19 protein-coding genes are annotated in these 17,219 nt (G+C 63.0%); 1 reads left to right on the forward strand and 18 read right to left on the reverse strand.

Annotated features, from left to right (window positions below; genetic code table 11):
* Positions 1-232: 232 nt before the first annotated feature.
* The 15 genes from M1D74_RS09455 to ffh all read right to left on the reverse strand — a co-directional run bounded on the left by M1D74_RS09455 (position 233) and on the right by ffh (position 12,408).
* A complete protein-coding gene (locus tag M1D74_RS09455; protein WP_458115160.1) occupies positions 233-1,642 on the reverse strand; it encodes a recombinase family protein in 1,410 nt (469 codons plus the stop codon).
* Entirely contained in the window at positions 1,627-3,087 is a 1,461-nt protein-coding gene (locus M1D74_RS09460; RefSeq protein WP_458115161.1) for a YifB family Mg chelatase-like AAA ATPase, read from the reverse strand. Before M1D74_RS09460 ends, M1D74_RS09455 begins: the two co-directional genes overlap by 16 nt.
* Positions 3,087-3,443 carry a YraN family protein gene (locus M1D74_RS09465; protein WP_309071747.1) on the reverse strand — a complete coding sequence of 119 codons (357 nt, stop codon included), beginning with the start codon at positions 3,441-3,443 and terminating at the stop codon, positions 3,087-3,089. The genes M1D74_RS09460 and M1D74_RS09465 overlap by 1 nt, the downstream gene beginning before the upstream one ends.
* Positions 3,444-3,547: 104 nt before the next feature.
* A complete protein-coding gene (locus M1D74_RS09470) occupies positions 3,548-3,874 on the reverse strand; it encodes a DUF2469 domain-containing protein (RefSeq protein WP_309071748.1) in 327 nt (108 codons plus the stop codon).
* Positions 3,875-3,881: 7 nt separating this feature from the next.
* Positions 3,882-4,595 carry a ribonuclease HII gene (locus tag M1D74_RS09475; protein WP_458115162.1) on the reverse strand — a complete coding sequence of 238 codons (714 nt, stop codon included), beginning with the start codon at positions 4,593-4,595 and terminating at the stop codon, positions 3,882-3,884.
* The gene (lepB, locus tag M1D74_RS09480) at positions 4,592-5,398 is read right to left on the reverse strand and encodes a signal peptidase I (protein WP_309071750.1); all 807 of its coding nucleotides are present in this window, start codon (positions 5,396-5,398) and stop codon (positions 4,592-4,594) included. Before lepB (M1D74_RS09480) ends, M1D74_RS09475 begins: the two co-directional genes overlap by 4 nt.
* Positions 5,398-6,126, reverse strand: a complete 729-nt coding sequence (lepB, locus tag M1D74_RS09485; protein WP_458115163.1) for a signal peptidase I — start codon at positions 6,124-6,126, stop codon at positions 5,398-5,400. Before lepB (M1D74_RS09485) ends, lepB (M1D74_RS09480) begins: the two co-directional genes overlap by 1 nt.
* 15 nt (positions 6,127-6,141) lie before the next feature.
* A complete protein-coding gene (gene rplS, locus M1D74_RS09490) occupies positions 6,142-6,501 on the reverse strand; it encodes a 50S ribosomal protein L19 (RefSeq protein ID WP_309071752.1) in 360 nt (119 codons plus the stop codon).
* Between the two features lie 243 nt (positions 6,502-6,744).
* Positions 6,745-7,551, reverse strand: a complete 807-nt coding sequence (gene trmD / locus M1D74_RS09495; RefSeq protein WP_458115164.1) for a tRNA (guanosine(37)-N1)-methyltransferase TrmD — start codon at positions 7,549-7,551, stop codon at positions 6,745-6,747.
* Positions 7,551-8,159, reverse strand: a complete 609-nt coding sequence (rimM, locus tag M1D74_RS09500; protein WP_309071754.1) for a ribosome maturation factor RimM — start codon at positions 8,157-8,159, stop codon at positions 7,551-7,553. The genes trmD and rimM overlap by 1 nt, the downstream gene beginning before the upstream one ends.
* Before the next feature lie 98 nt (positions 8,160-8,257).
* Complete coding sequence (locus M1D74_RS09505; RefSeq protein WP_309071755.1) at positions 8,258-8,500, reverse strand: RNA-binding protein; 243 nt, start codon at positions 8,498-8,500, stop codon at positions 8,258-8,260.
* A gap of 1 nt (position 8,501) precedes the next feature.
* Positions 8,502-8,906 (reverse strand): 30S ribosomal protein S16, encoded by a 405-nt coding sequence (gene rpsP, locus M1D74_RS09510; RefSeq protein WP_309071756.1) that lies wholly within the window; start codon positions 8,904-8,906, stop codon positions 8,502-8,504.
* Positions 8,907-9,080: 174 nt separating this feature from the next.
* A complete protein-coding gene (locus M1D74_RS09515) occupies positions 9,081-9,965 on the reverse strand; it encodes a VOC family protein (RefSeq protein ID WP_458115165.1) in 885 nt (294 codons plus the stop codon).
* An 81-nt stretch (positions 9,966-10,046) separates the two neighbouring features.
* Complete coding sequence (locus tag M1D74_RS09520; protein ID WP_458115166.1) at positions 10,047-10,763, reverse strand: alpha/beta fold hydrolase; 717 nt, start codon at positions 10,761-10,763, stop codon at positions 10,047-10,049.
* A gap of 61 nt (positions 10,764-10,824) precedes the next feature.
* A complete protein-coding gene (gene ffh, locus M1D74_RS09525) occupies positions 10,825-12,408 on the reverse strand; it encodes a signal recognition particle protein (RefSeq protein ID WP_309071759.1) in 1,584 nt (527 codons plus the stop codon).
* 113 nt (positions 12,409-12,521) lie between these two features.
* Here ffh and M1D74_RS09530 point away from each other — a divergent pair, with 113 nt between their 5' ends.
* The gene (locus M1D74_RS09530) at positions 12,522-13,946 is read left to right on the forward strand and encodes a glucose-6-phosphate dehydrogenase (protein ID WP_458115167.1); all 1,425 of its coding nucleotides are present in this window, start codon (positions 12,522-12,524) and stop codon (positions 13,944-13,946) included.
* A gap of 101 nt (positions 13,947-14,047) precedes the next feature.
* Here M1D74_RS09530 and M1D74_RS09535 read toward each other — a convergent pair whose 3' ends face one another.
* The 3 genes from M1D74_RS09535 to ftsY all read right to left on the reverse strand — a co-directional run bounded on the left by M1D74_RS09535 (position 14,048) and on the right by ftsY (position 17,157).
* Complete coding sequence (locus M1D74_RS09535) at positions 14,048-14,386, reverse strand: P-II family nitrogen regulator (protein WP_309071953.1); 339 nt, start codon at positions 14,384-14,386, stop codon at positions 14,048-14,050.
* Complete coding sequence (locus tag M1D74_RS09540) at positions 14,383-15,690, reverse strand: ammonium transporter (RefSeq protein ID WP_309071954.1); 1,308 nt, start codon at positions 15,688-15,690, stop codon at positions 14,383-14,385. Before M1D74_RS09540 ends, M1D74_RS09535 begins: the two co-directional genes overlap by 4 nt.
* A 261-nt stretch (positions 15,691-15,951) precedes the next feature.
* Positions 15,952-17,157, reverse strand: a complete 1,206-nt coding sequence (gene ftsY / locus M1D74_RS09545; protein WP_309123895.1) for a signal recognition particle-docking protein FtsY — start codon at positions 17,155-17,157, stop codon at positions 15,952-15,954.
* Between the last annotated feature and the right edge of the window lie 62 nt (positions 17,158-17,219).

A 17,219-nucleotide genomic window follows, 5' to 3' on the forward strand; every position in this document is an offset into this window, starting at 1 on the left:
ATATACGGGGTCCCTGGACACGTAACTTCTCCCATTGGAATAGGAGTGCTATTTCGGTGTTACGTGTTCACGGGTTTACGGGTTTACAGCGCACTCAGTTAATTTGTACTTTCAGGTTATAGTCGAGCCGAGAGCTCTGACAACCCGCCCTCTCGGCGTGTCGTTCCTAGTCAGCGGCACTTTTCGCTGAAAACTACTACGCAGCTAGACAGTAGCTACGGGACCCGGTGACCTAGCTGCTCTTCCACTGAATCTGCACGGTTTCTGGACGGAACGTGCGTGTGCCGCGCCCCGGTGGGTGAATTGACACCTGCATCAGCGCGTCTACGATCCCTCGCCTGCGAGCTATCGGGGCGGCGTCCCATGCGTCCTGCACTTCCTCGGCATGAATCATTGGCCCCAGTACGTTCACCCGGCCAGCGTCAGCCATCTTGCCCTCGACGACTTGTAGGGCATGCCTCGCCCGTTCCGTGCCAGTCCGTAATTGAGAGGCGTCGATCGCACCATCAGCGAACTCCACCGCTAGCGAGTCCAGCCGCCCACGTAGCGCTTGGGCTTCATCACGGAGAGCGCCAATGTCCGGCTTGGTTTCATCGTGCAAGAGGTCGGAGGCGTCCGGGCGGGACAGTCTAGCCACAACGACCGCCGCGACGTAGGCGTCCACGGGGTCAGCCATGCGGGCGAAGTGCCCGAACGACGCACTGCACCTGTAGCCACGCACGCCGGGGCGAGCATTCCCGCCGGACTGCGAAGGAGCACCGCAGACTCCACACTTGGCCAGTCCAGAAAGTAGGTAGCCTTCAGTCGTCCGGGGCTGGTGTCGGCGGGAAGGATCGCTGAATATGGCGTCTGCCGCCCTCCAGGTTGTCTCATCCACCAACTCCGGCCATTGAGCGTCGGCCACTATCTCGCCGTTGTATCGTCGTTTGCCCATGTAGCGGGGATTCCGGAGCACCTGACGCACGCTGTATGCCGCCCACGGTGACGGCTCCCCCGTCCGCTTGGCCTGCCCAGTGAAGAACCCCTGCCGGTTCCAGTCGCGGGCAATCTGCGCCAGCGGCACGCCCGCCAGCAAGGAGGCGTAACCGGCTTTCACCGCTGCCGCTTCGTCCTCCTTGACGGTGACGCCGTCCTGATCGTAACCGAAGGGCCTGCGTCCGCCTACACGCTTACCCGCGTGGGCTGCTTGGTTCTGCGCCGCAACCTGCCGGTCTGACTTCAGCTCAATTTCCAGCCGCGCCACGCTGCCCAGAGAGTCGGCCACGTATCGGCCCGCCGCTGTCGAGAAGTCTAGGTCGGCACCATTGACGAGTGAGAGTTTGGCCCCATGTTTCTGGCATAGCTCGTAGAGGCGCACTTCGTCGCGGCGGTTTCGTTGCAGGCGATCCAGAGACCATGCAATGACCACCCCCGCTCCACCCATCTCGACCAAGTGCAGCATCTCTTCAAAGCCGGGGCGCTTACGCTTGCCTGCCGCGCTAACGTCGTTGTCCTCTAGAACAGAAACCACCTCCCAGCCGCGCTCCTTGGCACGCTGTAGGCAGTCCTCGCGCTGGCGGGATACGCCTGCCTTTAGGCCAGTACGGTCTTGAGAGATTCTTAGGTACACGATTGCTTGCACATACGCTATTTTAGTGCCCACGCTACGCGGAGCACGCGGTCATAGCCGCGCTTGGTGATGGCGGCTTGCTCCATCTTCTTGTCCACTGATTCGGTCGCCTTCCGGGTGAGCCTCAGCTCGTTGTGCAGGAGTCGAGCTGGAACCTCTGCGTTGGTGGTCAGGTCCCATGTGCACAGCCGCTCACGTTGCGCAGCACGCGCTTCTGCGACCCGCGCTGCAACGGCCGCGCTGGAGTCTGCGGAGGCTGTGCCCGCGAAGTCCTGGAGGCCGACGCGGTGCACTGCCAGTTGTAAGTCCACGCGATCGAGAAGCGGCGCGGACATCCGGTCGAAATAGCGCCGACGCTGCTGGGCAGTACAGCTGCAGTCCAATCCCTTGCCGGTTGCCAACCCGCACGGGCAAGGATTGGCGGCGAGAACCAGCTGGAAGCGTGCCGGGTAGGTGGCTGTTCCGGCCGCACGGTGTAGAACCAGTTCTCCGCTCTCCAACGGTTCCCGGAGCGCGTCGAGGATACGTCGCTGATATTCCGGCGCCTCATCGAGAAACAGGACCCCACGGTGAGCGCGCGAGGCAGCTCCCGGACGGGGGATGCCGCTGCCTCCCCCGATGATCGATGCCGCGCTTGCGGTATGGTGCGGGCTCTCAAACGGCGGCCTGCGCTGCAGCTCTCTGCAGGACTCGGCATTTCCCAACGAATGTATGGCTGTCACTTCCATCGCCTGCTTGTCCGTCAGATCCGGAAGTATGCCGGGGATACGTTCGGCCAGCATCGTTTTCCCCGCTCCTGGCGGGCCCACCATCATCAGATTGTGCGCACCCGCCGCCGCTACTTCGACGGCGAAGCGTGCTTCCGACTGTCCCGCAACATCGGACATGTCTTTTGGCACGTGGGCCACGTTCCGCTGGACGCTTGCTGCGGACTCGAAGATTTGCGGTGACGGCAGCTCGAGGCACGCGGGGTCAGCTCCGAAGGCAAGGGCCACCTCCGCAAGCGAGCCGTAGCTTTTCACCTCCGCACTGGGCACGAGTGCGGCTTCGGCCGCGTTGCCGCTGGCCACGACCACGCGGGTGAAGCCTGCCTCCACTGCCGCCATGACTGCCGGAAGCACTCCCCGGATAGGCCGCAGGCGACCGTCCAGCCCCAGTTCGGAAAGAAAGACAGTGCGTCCGCAGTTACTCACGTCTCCGGCTGCTGCCAGCGCGGACATGACGATGGCCAGGTCGAATCCCGACCCACGCTTCGGCAGTGAAGCCGGTACGAGGTTCACCGTGATCTTCCGCCGGGTGAGCGGGAGACCTGCGTTGCGCGCGGCCGCCCGGATACGCTCTTTCGCCTCCGAAAGTGATGCGTCCGGTAGCCCCAACAAGACGAAGGCAGGCAGCGTCTGGCCGATGTCTGATTCGACCTCAACGATGTAGCCGTTCAGTCCCACCAGGGACACCGCGTAGGTGCGTCCGAGGGGCATCAGCTCACCGCCCGCAGGTGCTCGATGACGGGCCGTCCGCTGCCGTCGTCGACAATGGCGACCGCATCCACCCTGAAGCCGGAGAACCGAAGGTCATGTGCCCGCGCCCACCGCGACGCCAGCAGGTAGAGCCGTTCCAGTTTCCCAGGAGTGATTGCTTCCAGCGGGTGACCAAACGCTTCCGAGGACCGCGTCTTGACCTCAACGACCACCAACGTGGCACCCTCAACCGCTACGAGATCAATCTCTCCCAGAGAGCACCGCCAGTTGCGGTCGATTATCCGCATCCCTGCGTCCTCCAGGAAGCAGGCAGCAAGCGCCTCTCCCCGTCTGCCCAACTCATCCTTGGTTCTCATGAAAACACCTCCGGTACCAGCGTGCGTTGGCTGGTGACCGGAGGTGCGGTGTTGTCCTGCTATGTGGGCAACTGCAGGTAAGGCGTGGAGATGGGGAGGAAGAGTCAGCCCCCCAGGGAACCGTCCTTGGGAAGCGGGATATCGTCTGTCTTGGCAAGTTCCTCAACGTTCACGTCCTTGAACGTGATGACGCGCACCGTCTTGACGAAACGGGCCGATCGGTAGACGTCCCATACCCAAGCATCATTGAGCGTGAGGTCAAAGTAGATCTCGCCGTCCGCTGACCGGGCCTGCAGATCCACGTGATTCGCAAGGTAGAAACGCCGTTCCGTCTCGACGACGTAGTTGAACAGGCTCACTACGTCGCGGTACTCACGGTAGAGCTGCAGCTCCATGTCAGTTTCGTAGTTCTCGAGATCTTCGGCGCTCATGAACCCATCATCCCCCAATTTCGACGGCGGGCACGTCGGGACCCGCTGCCGTACTGCCCAGACGCCACGTCCGGCGATGCTCCACGCAGGGGCCCAACTCATCAATCGCTGCGCGGTGAGCAGCAGTGGCATAGCCCTTGTTGATCTCCCAGCCGTAACCCGGATACTCCTGGGCGAATTCGACCATCAGACGGTCGCGTTCTACCTTTGCGAGAACACTCGCTGCTGCAACGCTCAGACATTGCAGGTCCGCTTTGATCCGGGTATGGACGGGGGCGTCACAGCTCACCTGAAGGGTCTCGGCCGCGTCGAAGAGAGATCCCTGGGAGGCCGGGGCCAACCAGTTGTGGTTGCCGTCCAGGATGACCGCATCGGGCCGGAGTTCCACCGGAATCTGCGACCACGCACGGTTGCCTGCTGTTCGCAGTGCCGCCATGAGACCGACGGCGTCAATTTCCGCAGCCGATGCATGACCTACACCGTAAGCAACAGCCCAGCGCTGGATCTTCGGGACCAGCGCTACACGCTCGGGGGCACTGAGCAGCTTGCTGTCCCGAACGCCCCGCAGTCCCTTCACCGCGGCCAGGTCAATGACAACCAGCCCTACGCTGACCGGTCCGGCAAGCGCTCCCCTGCCCACTTCGTCACAGCCGGCCAGAAAGCGATGGCCCTCGGTGAGGAAGGACCTTTCGTAGCGAAGTGTGGGAGCCTTTCCGCTCACGGTGACGTCTGTTCCCGTCCGGTGCTGGTCTGGGGAGCATCTGGAACGTTCGCGAAAACATCGGGGTAGTTGCCCAGGAAGCCCATGCGGTCCAGAGGCCAGGCGATCACGGCTGCTTTCCCTTCGACTTCATCGACGTCGATGAAACCGCCGCCCGGCTTGTCGGTGTTGGCGCGGGAATCTGCGGAGGCGTTCCGGTGATCTCCCATCACCCAGATCTTGCCATCGGGCACCGTGACATCGAAGGGCGTATCTGAAGGGCTCGCCCCCGGGAACAGGTACGGCTCGTCGAGGGCTTCACCGTTGACGGTGATGCGGCCCTCCGCGTCACAGCAGATCACCCGGTCACCTTCCATGCCGATGACCCGCTTGACGAGGTGCTGCTGGGACTCGTCGGGCAGAAGCCCGACAAAGATGAGCGTGTCCTTGAACCAGTTGCTTGTGACAGCTCCTGCTGCCGGCTCAGGAAGCCACCCCTGACTGTCGCGGAAGACGACGACGTCACCGCGCTTCAGCTCGAAGGGTGCAGGAACCAATTGGTTCACGAAGATGCGGTCGTCGATCTCCAGGGTATTTTCCATCGACCCTGAGGGAATGAAGAACGCTCGGAAGAGGAAGGTCTTGATGAGGAAGGACAGCAGCAACGCGACGGCCACGATGATGAGCACTTCTTTGGCCCAACTGCCCAAACTGCGGGCTGCTGACCGGCCAGAGGAGGAGTCCTCGCCGGGACCATCGAAACGTGGCGTGTCTGCGGACTCGTCCGCGCCGTCGTTCGGGGTCCCCGGGTGGGCTTTAGCCATTATCTGTAATTCCTCTGTTGTACGTTCGGGGTACGCTCGGCTGACGACGAGCCATCCGCCGGCCGTGCAATGCTGGTTGAGCGTTCGAAGGGCCACATTACGTAGGTCGCCCGGCCGATGACCCTCTCCTCAGAGACAAGTCCGCCGCCCGGGGCGCCCAGAAGGCTGCGGGAGTCAAAGGACTCCGATCGATGATCACCCATGAGCCACAACTTACCCTCTGGAACCATGACCTCGAAGTTGGATTCACTAGCAGCGTCCCCGGGAAAAACGTAGGGCTCCTCGATGGCGTTCCCGTTGACCGAGACCCGTCCAGTGGTGTCGCAGCAGGCCACGGTATCCCCGCCTACGCCGATCACACGTTTGACGTACGTTGTGTCAGAGGTTCCGACGCCGAAGAAGTGTGCCAGGTCCGAGGCGACCTGCCGGACACCGCCCTCGCCGAGGGGTGCGAATGACCCCCTCCCGTCAAAGACGACGACGTCACCCCGCCTGATCTCACCGAATACATAATCCGTGCGCGAGACAAGTACGCGATCCTCTTCCGCAAGCAGCGGTTCCATGGATCCGGATGGGATGTAGAAGACATCGGCCAGGAGCGCGCGTACGCCGAGAACCACAACGCACACGACGGCGACAGAATAAAAGGCAAAGCGCCAGCCCGCAATACCGGGCCAGCGCTTCGACTGCTGCCTGGAGGCTTTCCGCACAACGGAAGATTCAGGCATGGGAAAGGAAAGGAATTACTTGACGGTCTTCGGATCGCGCTTTTCCTTGATCTTTGCAGCCTTGCCGCGAAGATCACGCATGTAGTAGAGCTTCGCGCGGCGCACGTCGCCCTTGCTGACTACCTCGATCTTATCGATCACCGGGGAGTGCACCGGGAAGGTACGCTCAACGCCGACACCGAAGCTGACCTTGCGGACAGTGAAGGTTTCGCGAACGCCGTCACCCTGGCGGCCGACAACGAATCCCTGGAAGACCTGAACACGGGTGTTCTTGCCTTCGATGATGTTGACGTGGACCTTCAGGGTGTCGCCCGCACGGAAATCGGGAACGTCGCTACGCAGGGAGGCTGCGTCCACATTGTCGAGAATATGCATCTGATTACTCCTGGTGAACGCCGCAGGTCATTCACGTTGGTCACAACGACGAAGACCTGCAAGCAGGCAATTGCCGTTGAAGTTTAGATACCGACGCGCCTTCGGCGCATTCCGGTGTGCCGTCCTGTCGGTTACGCTCCCCCTGTGGCAGGCGCGTACCAGTTGGCACGAGCTTCAATTATGCCACAGCGGCGCGCTTCCCCCGAATGGACGGCGCACACTGATTTGCCGTGGCAGCTCCGACTATGCGTCAGAGGACGGTGAAACCGACGACGACGGCGCAACAGGAGCCACTTTCCCGTCGACTATTGCGTATCCCTGAGCGGCGAGGACGGCGTGGTCGGCCGCAGTCAGCGTTTGCACGTCGAGCTTCTCAAGCAGATCGGGCCTTCGCGTGGCGGTCCGACGCAGCTGCTCGTCTCTCCGGTAGCGCGCAATGCGTGCGTGGTTGCCGCTCAAAAGCACGTCCGGGATGTCCAGGTTCCGCCAGGAGGAAGGTTTCGTATACACCGGGTACTCCAGCAGCCCGTCGGAATGCGACTCCTCGACGAGCGACTCAGGGTTGCCCACCACGCCGGGCAATAGCCTCGCCACGGCCTCCACCATGGCGAGGACAGCCACTTCCCCACCGTTGAGCACGTAGTCACCAAGGCTGAGTGGCCGGACATCAAAAGATTCAGCTGCCCACTCGAGGACCCGCTCGTCGATTCCTTCGTAACGCCCGCAGGCGAACACCAGATGCTCTTCCTGCGCAAGAGCATGTGCCATTGCCTGGGTGAAGACAGCTCCGGCGGGTGAGGGAACTATCAGCACCGGCCGCCGCCCGGTCTGCACACTCTCGAGCGCCTGCGCCCACGGCTCCGGCTTCATGACCATGCCGGCACCCCCGCCGTACGGTGTGTCATCGACGGTACGATGGCGGTCGGTTGTGAAGTCCCTGAGGTTGTGGACAGTGAGCTCAAGCAGCTCGTCCTGCCGCGCCTTCCCGATAAGGGAGAGATCCAGGGCCGCGAGGTACTCGGGGAAAATGCTGACGACGTCGATACGCACTAGCTGTGGTCAGCCTTCTTGTCAGCGCTGACGTTCTCAATATCATCGTCGGCAGCCGTTCGTTCAGTTTCCGCCTGGTCGGACTCCGCCTGGTTGGAGCCCGGCAGGTTCAGCTCAAGCAAGCCCTCGGGAGGAGTCAGGACCACGAAGCCTGCCTCGACATCGACATCCGGCACAATTTCCTCGACGAACGGCACCAGGATCTCCTCACCGTCGGGCCGCTCGATGATCAGCAGGTCCTGAACCGTCATGGTGCGCAGCGCGCTCACTTTCCCAATGACTTCGTCTCCGACGCGCGCCTCGAGGCCGACCAGCTCATGCTCATACCAACCGTCGTCGTCGTCATCGGTCTCCTCAGACTCAATGAAGAGCTTCGCGCCACGCAGCAGTTCGGCTGCATTACGGTCGGGAACCTCCTCGAAGCCCAGAACCAGGATCTCCTTGTTCCAGCGGGCGCTGGCGATCGTGAGCGGCCCTTGTGCGGCGGGCTCCACCCGGAAAACTGCACCGGGCTCGAATCGCTCCTCGGGCGCATCAGTGAAGAGCTGGACGGTTACCTCCCCGCGAATACCGTGGGGCTTTCCGATGCGGGCTACCTGCAGATCCATGGGTTCTCCGGTGTATGGGTTGCGTGTGGTGGAGGGCAAAAAAGCCCGGCCCCAACACTTGCGTGATGGGGCCGGACTTCAGGCATGAGTGCTGCTGATCAGCGGCGGCGGTCGGTATCCACGACATCGACCCGCACCGGTTCGCCATCCGCCAGAGCGGAAATGACGGTGCGCAGAGCGCGTGCTGTGCGGCCCTGCCGGCCGATTACACGACCAAGGTCCTCCTGGTGGACGCGCACCTCAAGAGTCTCACCGCGACGGTTCGATTTCGAGGAAACCCGTACATCATCAGGACTGTCCACGATGCCGCGGACGAGGTGCTCCAGCGCTTCAGCAAGCAACTTACTCAGCCTCGGTAGCTTCAGCCTCGGGCTCGTCAGCCTTCTTGCTCTTCGGGGTGATGGCTTCAGGAACGATGACCGAGCCCTTTTCAGGAGCCGTGAAGGCCTCCTTGGGAGCCTTGGTCTTCAAGGTGCCTTCCTGGCCCTCGATGCCCTTGAACTTCTGCCAGTCACCGGTGATCTTGAGGATCGCGGCAACCTGCTCAGTGGGCTGTGCACCAACGCCGAGCCAGTACTGCGCGCGCTCGGACTTGACCTCGATGAACGAGGGCTCCTCGGTGGGGTGGTACTTGCCGATTTCCTCGATGGCACGGCCATCGCGCTTGGCGCGTGAGTCCATGACGACAATACGGTAGTACGGTGCGCGCATCTTACCGAAGCGCTTAAGGCGAATCTTTACGGCCACTTGTGTGGTCACTCCTTGTTGATCAAAAGGGCGAACTCCGGTTTCTGCACCCGTGGGGCGGGCCATACATTGGGGAGTTCAGAGGACACAATGCACGCAGAGAGAGGGGCTGCGCAGATTGGGTACCGCACTATTGTGCCAGAAGTTCGACCCAACAAGCGACTTGGCCCGTCTTTACCGCAGTGCTACCCTCAACTTGTTCCGCCAGGGGTCCTCGAAGCGCAGTTCCTGGCCGGTGTGGTGGTGTGCGATGCCCGCACTTTTGAGACGGTCGGCCAGCGCCCCGACCTCGTCGGCGAGAGGCACCTGAATGAGCACTTCCCCGAGTCCAAGGGTGTCCTTTCGCGGACCGGCTCCACGGCTGTTCCACACGTTCATGGCCATGTGGTGGTGATATCCGCCCGCGGAGACGAACAGCGCCTGCCCGTGCCACCCGGCGGTCCGCTCGAATCCGAGCGTGCCGACGTAGAACTCTTCGGCAGTCTGGACATCCCCTACCTGTAGATGGATATGGCCGACGTCGGCCGACGCCTGCTGCTGACCGGCAACCGACGCTTCGGTGAGATTATTCTCGAGATACTGCCGTGGCGGCAGAGGCACATTGTCCATGACGACGGTGCGCCGGCCATTGCTCTCGGTCCAGTTCCAGGTGTCCCGGGGCTTGTCGAAGTACAGCTCGATCCCGTTGCCCTCCGGGTCGGAGAAATAAAAAGCTTCACTCACCAGGTGGTCCGCACTTCCCACGTACCGACCTTCCGCCGACTGTGCAGCCTGTGCTGCGGAAGCCACGGTAGCCGCGAGATCGGCGCGGTCACCGAACAACAGTGCGGTATGGAAGAGCCCGGCTTCGGTGGGTTCTGGAAGCCTCAGACCGGCTGCTGGGGCCAGATGAATCAGGCGCTCGTTTCCGCGTCCGAGGTAGATTCCGCCGTCGGACTCCTCGACGTCGACCAAGCCAAGCGCGCTCCGATAGTAATTGGCCATGCGTTCAAGGTTTCCGACCCTGAGCATCACGGTGCCCATTGCAGTATCCGCGGGAAGCAGGTCCGGTGCAGTCATGTTGTCCTCCAAGTATCGGGGTCACCTGTTCCAACTACTTGAAAGTTAAAGTTATTCCTGCCGGCTCCCCGGGTCAAGGAGTCAGGTGCCGCTTTCAAACCCCGGCTGGGCATGGTTCCGGATGAACTCACGGATGAGACCGTTGCCCTCTTCCGTGTCCTGCGGACGGTGCCCGCCTCCGACGACCCGGTGTACTGCCCCGGTTCCGGCGAGGTAGTCAGCTACTTCCTCATAGAGCGGTTCCCAACCACCGGTCAGGACGAGGGTCGGGACACCGGGAACGATGGTGAGCGGCGCCGTCCAGGTGGGAGCCTGCAGCCGCAGGCGGTGCGCGCGATGGCGGTCCTCGGCGGTGTGCAGGGGCGGCGGCTCCGATGCAGAAACTGCCCGGGCGAACTCGCGGTTGAATTCTTCATCGGAGAGCTCAGCAGCCAGTGCGAAGAGCGGTTCCACCCGGGCGCGGTGCGCCTTCGTTGCCGGCAGTTCCTCGGTGAGGGATAGACACGCCGGCTCCGCAAGGACAAGTGATTTCACCAGGTGAGGGCGCTCAACGGCCAGCATCATGGCGGAAACAGCACCTTGCGACGCTGCGACGAGGTGGCCGCCGCGCCCCAGTGCTTCCTCGAGGATGCGCTGATCCGCGAGGAAGTCCGTTGCCAGCGGAGCCGCGACCGGATCAAATCCATGCCGGCGGACAAACAGGCAGTCAAACTCCAGAGCCATTCCATGCTGCCGCGGCCATGCCGCCGCCCCGAAGGTTCCTGCGCCATGCACAAACACGACGCGATCGCTTTTCATGACTTCAACCTAGCCGCCGCCTCTGACATCGAGTCATCCCAGTAGCGGCGGCCGGACCAGCCTATTTTCCGAGGAACTTTTCGAAACCCTTCGGGAGGTTGAGCGAGGAGGGGTCGAAGTCGTTCTGCTGACCGAACGCGGCACCTGTTGGGACCGATGCTCGTGGGGCATTCCGGCGGGCCTCGGCGGCAGCGGCCTCCTGCGCAGCCTTGGCGGGGTTGCCCGAGCGGGGCTTCTTCTTCCCCTTCGCAGTGGCCTTGCCCTTCCGGGCGCCGCCGTTGAAGCCGCCCGGACCAGGCATTCCCGGCATTCCGGGGATGCCACCACCAGCGGCCATCTTGCGCATCATTTTCTGTGCTTGCCCGAACCGCTCGAGCAGCCCGTTCACCTCGGAGACGTGGACACCTGAGCCGCGTGCGATACGGGCGCGGCGGGAGCCGTTGATGATCTTGGGGGCAACGCGCTCATGGGGCGTCATGGACCGCACAATCGCTTCCACACGGTCGATTTCCCGCTCGTCGAAGTTCTCCAGCTGCTGCCGCATGTTCGCAGCGCCGGGCATCATCATGAGCATCTTTTTCATCGAGCCCATGTTGCGGATTTGCTGCATCTGGGCAAGGAAGTCATCGAGCGTGAAGTCTTCCTGGTCGGCGAACTTCTTCGCCATCCGGGCTGCCTCGTCCTTGTCCCACGCCTGTTCGGCCTGCTCAATCAGGGTGAGGATGTCGCCCATGTCGAGGATCCGCGATGCCATGCGATCCGGGTGGAAAACCTCGAAGTCCGTCAGAGCCTCACCGGTGGAGGCGAACATGACCGGCTTGCCCGTCACAGACGCAACGGAGAGCGCCGCGCCACCGCGGGCGTCGCCGTCGAGCTTCGTCAGCACCACGCCGGTGAAGTTGACGCCTTCATTGAAAGCCTGCGCAGTGTTCACTGCGTCCTGGCCGATCATTGCGTCAATGACGAAGAGCACTTCGTCGGGGTTCACGGCGTCACGGATGTCGGACGCCTGCTGCATCAGCTCAGCGTCGATACCCAGACGGCCTGCAGTATCCACAATGACGACGTCGTGAAGCTTGGCGCGGGCCTCAGCGACACCCTGCCGGGCGACCGCTACCGGATCACCGGTGGCAGCCTCGAACTCGGAGCTGACGCCAGGATGGGGAGCGAACACGGGAACGCCCGCTCGCTGTCCGTTAACCTCGAGCTGCTTGACGGCGTTCGGGCGCTGCAGGTCACATGCCACCAGCAGCGGGCTGTGGCCCTGGCCCTTCAGCCACTTGGCCAGCTTGCCGGCAAGCGTGGTCTTGCCCGCTCCCTGCAGGCCGGCGAGCATGATGACGGTCGGCGGGTTCTTGGCGAGCCGGAGCCGCCGGGTCTCGCCGCCGAGGATACCGACAAGCTCCTCGTTGACGATCTTGACAACCTGCTGCCCCGGGTTCAGCGCCTGTGATACCTCGAGCCCGAGGGCGCGTTCCTTGACCTGCGCCGCAAATGCACGCACCACAGGCACGGCGACGTCTGCGTCGAGCAGCGCTCGACGGATCTCGCGAACGGTTGCGTCGACGTCGGCCTCCGACAGGCGGCCCTTGCCGCGAAGGTTCTTGAAGGTCGCTGTCAACCGGTCTGAGAGTGAATTGAACACGGTGCGTGAACTGCTTTCCTCGAGCGGAGTGGATTCAACTATCTAGGGTATCAACTGGCTTCACCCCCGGAGGGCAGCAGACAGCCGCCCCCTGACAGTGGCAGGGTGTAGGGGTGACTACTCATGCGATTGATGAACAGGCATCCGGGCACCAGTTCCGGGGACAGGCAATCCGTACGCTGTTGATTCTCGGTGCCTCCGGCGATCTGACCGGCAGGTTGCTGCTGCCGGGTCTTGCCCGGTTGATCAGGCACGGCAAAGCGGGGGAAATTACGCTGGTGGGAGCTGGTTCCGATCCGTGGACAGCCGAGGATTGGCAGTCTCGCCTGGCAACCTCGTTCGCTGCCGCGACACCCGTCTCCGGTGCACAGGACGACGGCGGCGCCCTGCGCCGGATCTGCGCCGCCAGCACCTATCACCAAGTGGACGTAACGGCACAGGGCGCGCTGGCTGAGCTGCTTGCAGGGCTCGAAGGGCCGGTCGCCATCTACTTCGCGCTGCCGCCGGCGGTCAGCGAAAAGGCGTGCGCGGCGTTGGAGCCCGGCGACCTGCCCAACGGCTCGCGGCTCGTCCTCGAGAAGCCATTCGGCACGGACCGGGAATCTGCAGCACGGCTGAACACCATCCTCAGCCGGCTGGTACCGGAGGACCACATTCACCGCGTCGACCATTTCCTGGGCAAGGCGACCGTCCTCAACATTCTTGGGCTGCGTTTCGCGAACCGGCTGCTGGAACCGGTGTGGAACAGCCTGCACGTCGATTCTGTGGACATCATCTTCGACGAGAAGCTCACGCTCGAGAACCGTGCGCGCTATTACGACGGCGCCGGTGCCTTGAAGGACATGATTCAGAGCCACCTGCTGCAGGTCATGGCCCTTATCGCCATGAACGCGCCATCGACCCTTCACGAGAGAGACCTTCGCGATCACATTGGGACCGTGCTGCGGGCCAGTTCGGTACACCCCGACTTCAGCACCAGTACCCGACGTGCCCGGTACAGCGCGGGGACCATCGACGGCAAGGCGGTACCCAACTATGTGGATGAGAACGGGGTTGATCCTTCGCGGGGAACTGAAACTCTGGCTGAAATTGTCGTCTCGATTAATAACGAGCGGTGGGCGGGCGTGCCCTTCCGGTTGCGGTCCGGGAAGTCGCTTGGCCGAACGCGCAAGGAGGCAGTGATCACCTTCAAACCGGTGAACCATCTCCCCGAGGGCTTCACCGGCGTCGACTCGCCTACCCGGTTGCGGATCGGGTTCGGGCCGGACACCCTTGCGCTGGACATCGATGTGAATGGTCCCGGTGACGTGTTTTGTCTGGATCGCGCAACGTTGCAGGCGGAGCTGAATGCCTCGGAACTCCTCCCCTACGGCGAAGTTCTTGACGGCGTTTTGTCGGGAGACCCCACCCTGTCTGTTCGCGGTGACACTGCGGAAGATTGCTGGCGCATTGTGGAGCCCGTGCTGGAAGCATGGAAACGGAACGACGTGCCAATGGACGAGTACGCGGCCGGATCGGCGGGACCGTCGAACTGGTGATGTCGTCAATCGTCAGACAGTAAATGGTCAAACGGGGTCAATGGTCAAAACGAAGGACGGGCCACGTGTAAACCACGTGGCCCGTTCCTGAGTTCATAGCCTTAGAGCGCCGCGTCCCCGCGCTCACCCGTCCGTACACGGACGGCGTCCTCGACGGGAAGAACCCACACCTTGCCGTCACCTGCACGGCCCGTGTTGGCAGTGGAGACGAGCACATCGACGATGTCGGTGACCGCCGCGTCCGCCACCAGAACCTCGACCCTGGCTTTCTGGAGGAGATCGACTGTGTATTCGGCGCCCCGGTAGACCTCAGTGTGTCCACGCTGGCGACCGTAACCGCTCGCCTGGCTGACGGTGAGTCCTTGAACCCCGTAGTTCTCGAGGGCTCCCCTGACGTTGTCCAGCTTGTCGGGACGAACAATGGCTGTAACGAGCTTCATGAGTTCACCTTCTGCTGTGCCGTTTCGGCTGCGGGTGCCTGGGCGGACTGGTGGAATGGTTGGAACTGGCCTCCGACTCCCAGCCCGCCGAATTCGTAGGCAGTTTCTGCGTGCTCGGACAGGTCAACACCGGATACCTCGTTGTCGGGGGTGACGCGGAAACCGATGGTCTTGTGGATCGCGAGGCCGATCAGGGCCGTCATCACCGCGGAGAGGGTGACTGCCACGAGCACGGAGACCACCTGGGCCACGAGCTGGCCGGCGCCGCCGCCGTAGAAGAGACCGCCGCCCTCACCGTCGACGGGCAGGGCGATGAAGCCGATGGCTACCGTTCCCAGCGTGCCAGCCACGAGGTGAACAGCCACCACGTCGAGCGAGTCATCGAAGCCAAGCTTGTACTTCAGGCTCACGGCCAGGGCGCACACGGCTCCGGAAACCAGTCCGAGGCCGATGGCACCGATCGGGCTGACGCTTGCACAGGCCGGAGTGATCGCGACCAGACCAGCGACGATACCGGAGGCGGCACCGAGGGAAGTGGGACGTCCGTCGCGGAAGCGTTCGGTGACGAGCCAGCCAACCATCGCTGCAGCAGGAGCCGCCATGGTGTTCACCCAGATCAGGCCGGCTTCTTCAGCAGTGCCGGCGGCGCCGCCATTGAAACCGAACCACCCGAACCAGAGCAGCGCAGCGCCCAGCATGACAAGCGGGACGTTGTGGGGACGATGTGCCGGATCCTTGCCGAAGCCCTGACGCTTGCCGAGGATGATCGCAAGAACCAGGGCCGCAACGCCCGCACTGATGTGGACGACGGTGCCGCCCGCGAAGTCAATGGCTTCGCCGACTGCGCTACCGATGGCTCCTTCTGCGCTGAGCAGTCCGCCGCCCCAGACCATGAAGGCCAGCGGGCAGTACACGGCCGTCACCCAGATCGGCACGAACAGTGACCAGGCGCCGAATTTGGCTCGGTCCGCGATGGCACCGCTGATCAGGGCAACCGTGATGATCGCGAAGGTCACCCCGTAGCCAGCGCCGATCATGTCTTCGGTTCCGATGAGACCCTCAAGCCCGAATGAGGCGAATGGGTTGCCGAAGAGCTGGGCGACGCCGTCGCCGCCGGTCATCGAGTAACCCCAGAGCACCCACACGATGCCCACCAGGCCAACAGCGATGAAGCTCATCATCATCATGTTCAGGGCTGCCTTGGCGCGGGTCATGCCCCCATAGAAGAATGCCAGTCCGGGGGTCATGAGCAATACCAGGGCGGCGGAAACCATGACCCAGACGTGACCTGCTGTCAGATCCATCTTTTACGTCCTCTCGCGAGTGGCGGGCACTTCCCGCTGGGAAAAAGTCTCGCAACGGCGTGTTTCGTCGCCTTGGGAATTGTGTTGCCGGGACGTTACGGCGAGTTCACTGACGTAAAGAATGCATATCCGGCGGATTTCAGTCGTGTTTCGCAACCCGATAAATGCCGGAGGCCCCTGTTAAAACCGAACGCCCCGCTGTAGGTTGCTTCCTTTGCGGGGCGTGGCGGTGACTACGGGTTCACCTTCGACTCGGCGCTGTCAGTTCAGCAGCGCGTCAACGAAGTCTTCCGCGTCGAAGGGTGCAAGGTCATCGGCCCCTTCACCGAGTCCGATGAGCTTCACCGGTACCCCGAGTGAACGCTGGATGGCGACGACGATGCCGCCCTTGGCCGTGCCGTCCAGCTTGGTCAGCACGATTCCCGTGATGTTCACGACTTCAGCGAAGACCTTCGCTTGGTTCAGCCCGTTCTGACCCGTCGTGGCGTCAAGGACGAGCAGCACCTCATCGACGGTGCCTTGCTTCTCGATGACCCGCTTGACCTTGCCGAGTTCATCCATCAGGCCGACCTTATTCTGTAGACGGCCCGCAGTGTCGATCATGACGACGTCGACCTCACCCTCGATTCCTGCCTTCACGGCCTCGAAGGCAACGGAGGCGGGATCAGCACCATCGACGTCTGACTTCACGGTGGGTACGCCGACGCGTTGCCCCCAGGTGGCGAGCTGCTCCGCAGCGGCGGCACGGAAGGTATCCGCCGCTCCCAGGAGCACGTCCTTGTCCTCGGCCACGAGAACGCGGGCGAGCTTGCCTACCGTGGTGGTCTTGCCCACGCCGTTGACGCCGACGACCATGACGATTGCGGGCCGGTCCAGGTGGCGGTCCGTGGCCAGCGAACGGTCCATGCCGGGGTCGACGAGCTTGACCAGCTCCTCCCGGAGCATCTCCTTGACCTCTTCGGGAGTCCGGCTTCCGGCAATTTTCACCCGTGCGCGGAGCGCGTCCACGAGTTCCCCGGTCGGTGCGGTGCCGAGATCGGCCAGGAGGAGCGTCTCCTCGATCTCGTCCCACACGTCTTCATCGATACGGTCGCGCGACAGGAGGGCCAGCAGGCCCTTGCCCAGTGCGTTGTTCGACTTGGCGAGGCGGGCGCGCAGACGCGCAAGCCGGCCCTGCACCGGATCCGGCGTTTCAACCGGTATGGTCTCGACACCGGTGGGGGCTTCCTCGAGATCCCGCAGGTCATCGGGTACGACGACGTCGGGCATCGTATCGCGGCCGGTTGGCCTTTCGAGGGTGTCAGTGCCTACCCCGCGCGAGGTAATGCCGCCGTCGTCGTCGGCGTCACGTGTGGTGGTGTAGGTGCCCGGCGGGGTGCGGCGTGACCGCACCAGGAGGGCCGCGAGCGACCCGAGCACGCCCAGGGCAACGAGTATGTAAATAATTATCGGGAGGATCTCATTCACGCTCCCAAGCTTCTCACACGGCTGCCTGGCCCGAAGGTCATGCGGAAGCTGGGAGAATCGTG

The organism is Arthrobacter sp. D2-10 (assembly GCF_054161285.1).

Bases quoted from the DNA above. Each gene is read 5' to 3' on its own strand.
- M1D74_RS09460 (WP_458115161.1), bottom strand. From the start codon at position 3,087: ATGCCCCTCGGACGCACCTACGCGGTGTCCCTGGTGGGACTGAACGGC.
- M1D74_RS09465 (WP_309071747.1), bottom strand. From the start codon at position 3,443: ATGAGAACCAAGGATGAGTTGGGCAGACGGGGAGAGGCGCTTGCTGCC.
- M1D74_RS09470 (WP_309071748.1), bottom strand. From the start codon at position 3,874: ATGAGCGCCGAAGATCTCGAGAACTACGAAACTGACATGGAGCTGCAG.
- lepB (WP_309071750.1), bottom strand. From the start codon at position 5,398: ATGGCTAAAGCCCACCCGGGGACCCCGAACGACGGCGCGGACGAGTCC.
- lepB (WP_458115163.1), bottom strand. From the start codon at position 6,126: ATGCCTGAATCTTCCGTTGTGCGGAAAGCCTCCAGGCAGCAGTCGAAG.
- rplS (WP_309071752.1), bottom strand. From the start codon at position 6,501: ATGCATATTCTCGACAATGTGGACGCAGCCTCCCTGCGTAGCGACGTT.
- rimM (WP_309071754.1), bottom strand. From the start codon at position 8,159: ATGGATCTGCAGGTAGCCCGCATCGGAAAGCCCCACGGTATTCGCGGG.
- M1D74_RS09515 (WP_458115165.1), bottom strand. From the start codon at position 9,965: ATGACTGCACCGGACCTGCTTCCCGCGGATACTGCAATGGGCACCGTG.
- M1D74_RS09520 (WP_458115166.1), bottom strand. From the start codon at position 10,763: ATGAAAAGCGATCGCGTCGTGTTTGTGCATGGCGCAGGAACCTTCGGG.
- M1D74_RS09535 (WP_309071953.1), bottom strand. From the start codon at position 14,386: ATGAAGCTCGTTACAGCCATTGTTCGTCCCGACAAGCTGGACAACGTC.
- M1D74_RS09540 (WP_309071954.1), bottom strand. From the start codon at position 15,690: ATGGATCTGACAGCAGGTCACGTCTGGGTCATGGTTTCCGCCGCCCTG.